Origin of the sequence: Sphingobium lactosutens, assembly GCF_013393185.1 — a bacterium.
In the GTDB taxonomy this organism is placed as follows: Bacteria; Pseudomonadota; Alphaproteobacteria; order Sphingomonadales; family Sphingomonadaceae; genus Sphingobium; species Sphingobium lactosutens_A.
Genome location: NZ_QJQX01000084.1, coordinates 180,329 through 186,812, shown reverse-complemented (window position 1 = coordinate 186,812; position 6,484 = coordinate 180,329). Strand labels below are relative to the sequence as shown.

The 6,484-nt window shown below is 61.9% G+C and carries 5 protein-coding genes; 3 read left to right on the top strand and 2 right to left on the bottom strand.

Annotated elements, in window-relative coordinates; translation table 11 throughout:
* Positions 1-244: 244 nt before the first annotated feature.
* Together DM806_RS26010 and DM806_RS26005 are read right to left on the bottom strand one after the other, a co-directional pair.
* Positions 245-1,654, bottom strand: coding sequence for a sensor histidine kinase (locus tag DM806_RS26010; protein ID WP_179046032.1), 1,410 nt, complete (start codon positions 1,652-1,654; stop codon positions 245-247).
* Between the two features lie 2 nt (positions 1,655-1,656).
* Entirely contained in the window at positions 1,657-2,376 is a 720-nt protein-coding gene (locus DM806_RS26005) for a response regulator transcription factor (RefSeq protein ID WP_256869510.1), read from the bottom strand.
* Positions 2,377-2,597: 221 nt separating this feature from the next.
* Between DM806_RS26005 and DM806_RS26000 the strand changes: the two genes are divergently transcribed.
* The 3 genes from DM806_RS26000 to DM806_RS25990 all read left to right on the top strand — a co-directional run bounded on the left by DM806_RS26000 (position 2,598) and on the right by DM806_RS25990 (position 6,484).
* On the top strand, positions 2,598-3,203 hold the full coding sequence (locus tag DM806_RS26000) for a type IV toxin-antitoxin system AbiEi family antitoxin domain-containing protein (RefSeq protein WP_179046031.1): 606 nt from the start codon (positions 2,598-2,600) through the stop codon (positions 3,201-3,203).
* 55 nt (positions 3,204-3,258) lie between these two features.
* Positions 3,259-5,703 carry a TonB-dependent receptor gene (locus DM806_RS25995; RefSeq protein WP_179046030.1) on the top strand — a complete coding sequence of 815 codons (2,445 nt, stop codon included), beginning with the start codon at positions 3,259-3,261 and terminating at the stop codon, positions 5,701-5,703.
* Between the two features lie 76 nt (positions 5,704-5,779).
* Complete coding sequence (locus DM806_RS25990) at positions 5,780-6,484, top strand: tetratricopeptide repeat protein (protein WP_179046029.1); 705 nt, start codon at positions 5,780-5,782, stop codon at positions 6,482-6,484.

The window sequence follows — 6,484 nt, the reverse complement described above, 5'->3', positions numbered from 1 at the left end:
GCAGCGCCCCGTCCGGTGAAAAGCCCTCTAGGCATACCAATTGAGTCGGTCAACTAGAAAATTACAGAAAAACGACAAAGATCCGAACCCACCCCCTCGCCCACGCCTTCGCCCGAAAACAAAAGCTTCCGCCAAGCGACGCGGCGCATCCCCCACACCAAACTAGCGCCCCGGCGCGTCCCCAACAAACCAGGAAACCGGTCGGCTCCAGACCGTCGGCCAAATCTCGTCCAGCCTCAGAGGATCATAAAGGCTGGTCATATCCCTTGTGCGAGGAAGTCATGACGGCTGGAATCCTGATCTGAAATTTCAGGCCCACTTCCGATGGCATGATCTCGATCGTGCCGCGATGCGCATGAACGATCGCCCGTACCATGCTCAGCCCCAGTCCATGCCCCGGTTTCGATCGTGCGGGATCCAGGCGGACCAGACGCTCAAAAACGCGCTCCCGATCTTCCGCTGCTATGCCCGAACCATTGTCGCTGACGATCAGGACAGCTTCATCGTCGCCGGCATCCAGGGAAATCATGGCATCGGCGCCATCACCAGCATGGGCAAGGATATTTTCCAGCATGTTCGCGACGGCCCGTTTGAGCAGTTGGGCATCACCCCATACCGCGACATCCGACAGCGATACGCTTATCGTTCGATTTTCATCGTCGAAGGCAGGACGATAGGCTTCGACGATTTCACCGACAATCTCGGAGAGGCGGAGAGGAATGAAGCGCTTGCGCGCGGCCAGTCCCTGCACTTCGGAAACGCCCAGCAGCCCCGCAAACAGGTCCAGCAGCGCGTCCATATCGGCAATCGTCCGCTCCAGAATATCGGTGGTGGCGCCATCCAGCCCGCTGAGCAGCAGGACTTCCATGTCCCGCCTGATACGTCCCAGCGGTGTCCGCATATCGTGCGCGATATCGCTCGACACCTGACGCAGCGATCGCATCAGTATGTCGATCCGTCCCAGCATCGTGTTGAGGATGATGGAAATGCGATCGAACTCACTGCCTGAACCGTCGATGGGGATGCGGCGGGTATAGTCGCCCTCTATGATGCCCTGGGCGGTCCCGCTGATCAGAACCAGGCGACGTCGGACGAGGCGGCCGAAGCCGATCGTGCTGACCGTGCCCGTCAACAGGATGACACCAAGCCCCATCAGCGCCGCCATGAGAATCCGATCATCGGCCCGGCGGAGCGCGTCGCGGTCGCCCGCGATCACGATCTGGCCACCGTCGGGCAATCGGCGGCTGAGCGCTTGCGCAACGCCTTTGGACCCATCCGGGCGGCGGATCGGCAAGAACTCGGTCCAGCCGCTCGGCGGGATATGGGGGATCAGATTGCCGGCGATCCGACGTCCGTCCGCATCGGCCAGGGCATAGAGCATCAGACGCCCATCCTGGCCCCGATCGGCAAGATAGCCCGTATTATATGTCCCGGCTCCGTCGCGCATGCGCACAAGCCGCGCCAACGCTACGGAACCGCCCGTAGCGTGATAATCAAACAGCGCATCCATCTCGAGTTCGAGACGATGGTCGATCTGCGCCTCGATCTCATGATGGGAGATGAAGATGGCGGCTGCTGCCACGGCCAGTATCACCAGGCCGGATATGCTGGCCGACAAGATGGACAGGCCCTTGATCGTCCGGGGCATGAACATGTCTATGACTCGCTGCTGACGATCATATAGCCTGAACCACGAATGGTGCGGATCAGATTCTCGGCCCCGCCCTCGTTCAGCTTCGTGCGCAGGCGACTCATATGCGTCTCGACGATGTTCGTCTTGGGATCGAAGCCAAAATTCCACACCCGGTCGAGCAGCATGGTCCGCGTCACAAGCCGGTCCGGATTGCGCAGAAGATATTCGAGCAGACTGAATTCCCGCGGTTGCAGATCGATGGTCCTGCCAGCGCGCCTGATCGTCCGGCGCACAAGATCCATTTCGACGCTGCCTACCCGTAGCAGCAGTTGAGATTCCGCCCTTTCCCCCGGCGGCGGCCGCCGGGCAAGAGCGCCGAGGCGTGCTGCAAGCTCTGCAAAGGCGAAGGGCTTGATCAGATAATCGTCCGCTCCGCCCTCAAGACCCGCCACGCGATCCTCGATGCCCGACATGGCCGACAGGATGATGGCGGGCGACTGGCACCCGGCTTCCCGCGCGAGCTTGAGCATGGTCAGGCCGTCCAGCCCGGGCACCATGCGATCCAACACCAGAATGTCGAAAGCTTCCGCCAGAGTCCGGGCGAGCGCCGCCCTGCCCTCGCGCTCGACGACGAGATGGTGCCCCAGTTCCTTCAATCCCCGCGTGAGATAGTCCCGCGTCTCCTGATCATCTTCCAGCAGCAATATCCGCATCGCACCCGCCCGCTCATTCCCGTCCTCCATGCGCCAAACCGCCCCCATTTAACATTGGCGTTTCTATACCATTTCCCAATGTTGTCCGAATTGATGGACCTGCCGTGCCGTATCAGTAAACACGCGCCATCTGCGAGTCATTATTATTATCGTTCGCAACATGGGGTTGAAGTGGCGGGAAACAGAGACATCTTCGGAGGATATTTCTGCATCCGCGCTGCCCTGATCACGATGATCGGGAGTGATGAGGCATGAAGTCCGGCCGCGCGCTCAATCGGCGCAATGTCCACGAAAAGCAGGTCATCGCATACTTGCGGGGCAGCGGCGCGTTCGAATTGCGCAATGTTACCGACGGTCGACAGGCGTTCGCATCGTTGATCGCTTTTGCCCGCAATCGCGGCGTTGCCATCTTCCCGCCGGGCGCGCGCTTCATCAGTGATGGCGAGGTCGAACTTCTTGCCAATCTTGCCGCCGCGCAACGGCAGGCCGGTCGCGCCTTCGTGGATGTCGACGAGCAGGAATTTGAAGCGCTGCTCCGATGCGCGACGGTGCTGCTCGAAGCAGGCATCCGACTCCCGATGGCCGGATTGCAGTGCGTGGCGCTTGGCCTGCCCGAATCCGAGAAGATGCTATTTACGAGGGATCGTCCAGCGACCGGGATAGCCCGCGCCCGCGCGCTTTCCCTCGTGCGCTCGCGCGAGGTCGCAAGCACCAACGAATTCTTCAGGATCGGCGTATCGCGCCAATATGTAAGCCGCCTCTGCAAAGACGGTCTTATCCAGCGCATTCGACATGGCTGGTATCGCGCCATGCCAATTCCGCCTCGCGGTCCGTCCGATCCATATCTCCACGCATAATTTTCAAAAGAGCCGGGCCAACCGGCTCCTTTTTTTACGCCAGAAAGGGGCAATAATGAATTCTTCCAACACGCGCGATCGCGCGCCTGCATCAACCAGCTTCCTCGCCTTGAGTTGCGTTGGCCTGTTCGTTTCGGCCGCGCCTGCAATCGCCCAGAGCAGCGATCAGCCCGCCGATGAAAGCCAGGCCCGCAAGCTGGGCAGCATGGTCGTCACCGACACGGCGATCGACGAGCAGGGTTACAAGGTCGACAAGGCGGATTCGCCCAAATTCACTGCGCCGCTGGTCGACACGCCCCGCTCCATCACCGTCATTCCCGCATCGGTCATCAAGGACACGGCATCGGCGTCCCTGACCGAAGCGCTGCGCACTGTGCCGGGCATCACCCTGGGCGCCGGCGAAGGCGGCAACCCGCTGGGCGACCGGCCGTTCATCCGGGGTTTCGACAGCCAGGCCAGCACCTATCTGGACGGCGTGCGTGACGTGGGCGCGCAAAGCCGCGAGATATTCGCCGTCGAACAGATCGAGGTGGTGAAAGGGTCGGACAGCACCACCGGCGGGCGCGGCGGCGCGGGTGGTTCGCTGAACCTGGTGTCCAAGACGCCGAAGTCGGATCGCTTCGTGGCGGCGAGCGGCAGCCTCGGCAATGCCGACTACAAGCGCGCGACGATCGACATCAACCAGTCGATCAACGAATTTGTCGGCGTGCGGCTGAACGCCATGTGGCACGATCAGGACGTTGCCGGTCGCGATGCCATCTGGTCCAAGCGCTGGGGTATTGCGCCGTCGATCAAGCTGGGTCTGGAAGGCCCGACCAGCCTGACGATCAGCTATTATCACCTCGATACCGACGAGCTGCCGGATTCGGGCATTCCCTATCTCTACACCATCGGCAACGCGCCCGCAGGCGTCACCGAGACCGGCCCGGCGCAGGATTTCACGTCGTTGGGCGGGACGCAGATCAGCGTGCCGCGCGGCGCCTATTATGGCCTGAAGGATCGCGACTTCCGCAAGACCAAGGTCGACAATTTCACCATCCGTGCGGAACATGATTTCGGCGGCGTGACGCTGCGCAACACGTCGCGTTACGGCCGCAGTCAGCAGGGCTATGTCTGGACTCAACCCGACGATCAGCAGGGCAACGTCGCCAACGGCCTGGTCTGGCGCCGCAACAACAATCGCTACAGCGAGACGGACGGTCTGCTGAACCAGACCGACCTGTTCGGCGAATTCACCGTGGGCGGCATCAAGAACAGCTTCGCCGCCAGCGTCGAGTTCAGCGAGGAAAAGGCGGCCAATGGCAGCTATGTCTCCAATGCAGCGCTCGGCACGGCGATCGCGACCGGCACGACAGCGGACGGCGGCCGCTGCGGTGCGGCGTCGCTCGCCCGCTACAACTGCACGACACTCGCCAATCCCAACCCGAACGATCCGTGGGTTAGCTACGCCAGCGATGCGTCTTCGGTAGTCTCGCCGATCGAACGCAGCCTACGCAAGACCTGGACCCTGTCGAAGACGACCACCAAGGCCGTCTCCTTCTTCGACACGATCAACCTGAGCGACAGCCTGCTCATCAATCTGGGCGGTCGTTACGATCATTATGAAACCAGCGTCAGCCCCGGCCTGACGGCGACGTCGACCGCGAACAGGGTCTATTATGACCGGACCGACGACCTGTGGACCTATCAGGCCGGCATCGTCTTCAAGCCGACCGCCAACAGCAGCATCTATGCCTCGACCTCGACGTCGGCGACGCCTCCCGGTTCGTTCATCGCCAATGGCGCGGAGGGCAATGCGCTCAACACGACAAGCCAGGCGCTGACCGACGCGCTCAAGGTCGAAAAGACGAAGTCCTATGAAATCGGCGCCAAGGCCAATTTGTTCGGCGACAGCTTGTCGCTGACGCTGGCCGCCTTCCGCACCGAGACGAAGAATGCCCGCGCCACCAACGACGCTGGCACCGTCGCCTTCATCGGCGAACGCCTCATCAAGGGCATCGAGGTCGGCTTCAACGGCAACATCACGCCGGAATGGAACGTCTTTGGCGGCTACACCTATATGGACTCGGAAATCGTCGATGGCGGCTTCACGGCGACGACGGTGAGCGGTGTCACTCTCTATGCCCCGTCGGTCAACACCGGCAAGCAGTTCCCCAACACGCCCAAGCACAGCCTGACCGCCTTCACCAACTACAAGATCACCCCGGCCTTCACCGTGGGCGGCGGCGCGATCTACATGGCGAAGGTCTATGGCGGCTATTCCGACACCCGCACCATCACCAACGGGGCGGTCGTGATCACCAAGGAACTGGCGCGCATGGTGCCGAGCTACTGGCGCTTCGACGGCAATGCGTCCTACAGCTTCAGCGACGCGATCAACCTTCAGGTCAACGTCAACAACGTCTTCAACAAGCGTTATTACGACAAGGCCTACTCCGCCCATTATGCCAATCAGGCGGCCGGGCGGACTGCGATCGTAACCCTGAACATCAAATACTAAGCCTGCCCCGTTTCTCGGAAGGCAAGCATGGCCCGCCCCATATGCTGGGGCGGGCCATTCCCATGAAAGTCCGCATATGACCAGCCAGCCCCGTCTGATCGCCATGACTCAAGTCGAACGCGAAGCCGCCCTTGCGGGACCGCCGGAAGATGTGGCTGCCCTGCTGCTGGAGGCGGCAGAAGCGGGCCATGACGAGGCGCAGTTGCTTGCCGGCCAGATCCACCTCGATGGACGAGGCGTCGGCCGCAATCCCGCTGAAGCGCTGCGCTGGTTCGGCTTGGCGGCAAAAGCGGGCAATGCGATGGCGATGAACATGGTCGGCCGCTGCTGCGAACATGGCTGGGGCACCGCCATGGACAAGGGGCTGGCCGCCCAATGGTATGCGTCGGCCGCCGATCATGGCCTGGATTGGGCCATGTATAATCTCGCGACCCTCTACACGCTGGGAGACGGGGTGAGCGAGGACAGGGAAGAGGCGCTGCGATTGTTCGAGCGGGCTGCGGCGCTCGGCCACGCCAAGTCGAGCAACATGATCGGAAGCTTCTACGAAGATGGCTGGGTCGTCGAACGCAATCGCGTGACGGCGGCCGATCATTACCGGACCGCCGCCGAGGGCGGCGATTTCCGCGGCCAGTTCAACCATGCCCGGATGCTGGCCGGCGCTGGCGACATGGATGGCGCACAATATTGGCTGGCACAAATGACTCAGACGGCAACGCCGGCCTTTCGCGAAAAGGCCCGAATCTGGATGACGGCGCACGGGTTCGACCGCGCAGGGTGA